The 2,910-nt window shown below is 59.5% G+C and carries 1 protein-coding gene; it reads right to left on the bottom strand.

The features are described from left to right. On the bottom strand, nt 1-2,765 hold a 2,765-nt coding region (locus tag AC1RDS_RS20940; protein ID WP_492227357.1), incomplete at its 3' end, for a Tn3-like element IS1071 family transposase. Nucleotides 2,766-2,910: the final 145 nt, after the last annotated feature.

The following is a 2,910-nucleotide window of genomic DNA, read 5'->3' as shown; positions in this document are numbered from 1 at the left end:
TGGCGGCGGTTCGACCAGCGATCCAGGACCGCCTGCATCTGTGAGGTATTCCACGCCATCACGATGTTGGCCATCAGGCTCAACGCATCGGCCACAGCCTGCATTTCATCGACACGTTTGGCCTGCGCCGGGCTGATCCGGCCGGTATAAATGGCGCGCTTGAGGGCGTTAACAGCCTCGCCCCGATTGAGCACCCGGCGCAACTCGTTCCTGAAAGCGTCCTTGACAAAGTAGTCAGCCAAAAACGCCGTACGCAGCAACCGCCCCAATTGCACGCCAGCCTCATAGATTGGATCGCCCTGGGCGGCAGAACCGAACCGCGCAAGAGCTGCCACCGCACTGGCATGTCCGCTCATGACCGAGGCTGCCAGGTGCACCAGACTATCCCAATGCTTTTCGATCAAAGCGACGTCGACATTGGCTTCGCACACCGCAGCGATTTCTGCGGGCACTTTGGTGCCGCGTGGCACAAAGAGGTGGCGCTGTTTGAGTTCCTTCAACCGCGGGCAAAGATCAAAACCAAGCAAACGGGCATGTGACATGGCAAAGTCGGTGTAGCCATGGGTATCCACAGCAAGCTGGCTGGTCTCCAGCTTTTCTTGGCGGATGACACCTTCAATGGCCACGCCCGCCTGGCGCTCATTGAGCACAAAGGGCTGCGCATGGAAGATGCCCCACCGGTCTTTTACATGGGAGTAGATTCCAATGGAAGGTGTGTTGCGCCGAGGATCAAGCCGGGCTTGCCACACCCGTTTGGTGGTCTCCATGCTCATCATGTCAGAAGATGCCAAATCGGACCGCCCCCAGGTGGCGGCAATCGGGTGTCGCTGCATGAATTCCAGCACAGCCTGGCAGGCCTGGCTCAGACGCCGTTCGTCCCGCGCCCAGCGCATGGCCTGGCGAATGCTGGTGGCAGACAATTGCGGAATCATGCGCGCGCATTCGACCGCAGTCAGACTGGTGCCGTGGGCCATGATGCCGGCATAGACCATCAGCAGCTCGTCGGTAGAGCGCGGCTCACGTCCGAGCATGATCCAGCTAAAGCGCACCTGGGCGTCAACGGCCAGAATCACTTCCGGCAATTGAACCTCACCGATGCGGTGATCCAAAGCCGCGCGCAGCTTGGTCACTTCTGGGTCTTCGTCCTCTGCGGGCAATGGCGACAAATGGAGTTCATCATCCACGCGCAGTACGCCACTGCGGGCTGCAGCGGCCACCGCATCGACACCGGCAGTTACTCTGGCCAGCAAAGGCTTCAAGAAAGTGGCAGCCTTGCTGGGTAACGATAGACGGGCATAGTGTTTCTTGGACTCTGCCTGCCAACGCTCGTCCGTGAAGAACAAGCGCGCACGACCCCGAAAGCTCAGGCTGTGCTCAATCCAGACCGAGCCATTGCGCACCGCGCGGCGCAGGGCAAACAGGGTGGCCACCTCCAACGCCTGAAACGCCCGTTCCCGGTCTGGGCTGGAGATCGAAACCTGCCAGATCATTCCCAGACTTGGTGCCACCACTTCAACTGGCAGCTTTCTGGATCCTTTGAGATATAAAGCTTGCAGCTTGGCAAGGTACTCGATGGCAGGATGCTCGCCGGTGGCCTGCCAGGGCAGCTTTGCAATGGCGACGAGCAACGACCGCACGGGGCGAATTCCATCAATCAATCCCTCGCGGACCAGGGAGGCCCTGCTCGGTGGTTTGCGTTTCTGGGTTTCGGTGATCAAGGCTTCAAGACGGGCACGCAACTCAGCATCTGGCACCGCACCTTGCGCGCTCAAGGCAACAAGTTCGCCGAGCAGCGTTTTGTACATTGCGGCCCAATTGACGGTAGCGGGGACATCGGCGGCAGCCTGACGCCACAGATCGGCGATCCGGCGCTGCACCATAAGGATCAACTGGTCTGTGGTGGTGAACAGGCAATACCGAAGAAAGCATGCGACCTCCACGGTGCGCGCTGGCTCTTTGATCTTGGCTCCGGCTGAGGGCGGCCTGGAGACAAGTCGGCGCGCGTAGCGGCGCAAGATGAGATCGGGGATGTCTGCCAGGTGCTTATGAACGTCCAGCGTGTAAAGCAGGTCGATGCGCTCCAGTACCTCGCTGATTTGGCGGGTTGAGTGTTTCGCCGGTGCAGCCCATAGCCAACTCTGCTGGGTTTGTCCATCTGGGCGCAGCTCTGAAACTGAGGCTCGCCAGCGATCAAGTGTTGCTGGATCAACGCTGGCGGCGATGGCGGTGCCTGTTTCAACTTCAAGCTGGGCAAGTGCCGCCGCAATCAGTGTCCGAATTGCCCGCTCGTGCACGATCACCAGCTTGTTCTTGTACAGCCATTGACGCGCCCGCACGAGTAGCTGATCGCGGTCGGCGCAGCGCGCCACTTCGTCGCGCAGTTCACGTACCAGTGAGCGGCGCTGGTGCTCGCTCATCCACTGGAATCCAAGGACCGTGCAGGCTACTTGTTGGTGATCGAATAGCGTGCGCCCGCGTTCATACATGGCTCTCAGCGAGGCGACTTCTGGTGCTGCAATGCCAAGCTCGTTGCCAAGGTGGCGCCACAAGGCTACTGGAATTACCCGAAAGGCACCGAGCAAACGCCCACTCATGCGCAGGAAACCAATATGGAGCGCCAGACCAAGCTTGTGGGAATCACCTCGGCGTGCATTGATTGCGTCGCGCTCGGCACCATCGAAGGTGAAAAATGCCTTCATCTCGAAGTCGCTGATATCGCGGGGGAGCCCACGCATCCCCAAAAACGTTGTGTGCCAACCCTGCATCGTGAACCTCAAAAGTGGGAGGCCACCATACCCGTTTACAAAGCGAACAGGAAAGTCAATGAAATCAACGGTCTACCCAGACCACCCCCGCGCCAGTGCTAGCTTTGCGTACCGTCACTTATTGCACTGAAAACGAGGAGACCCC

This window comes from Acidovorax sp. GW823-FHT02H02, from assembly GCF_058797075.1.
The sequence above is the reverse complement of the archived record's forward strand: the minus strand, read 5'-3'. Positions and strand labels throughout refer to the sequence as shown.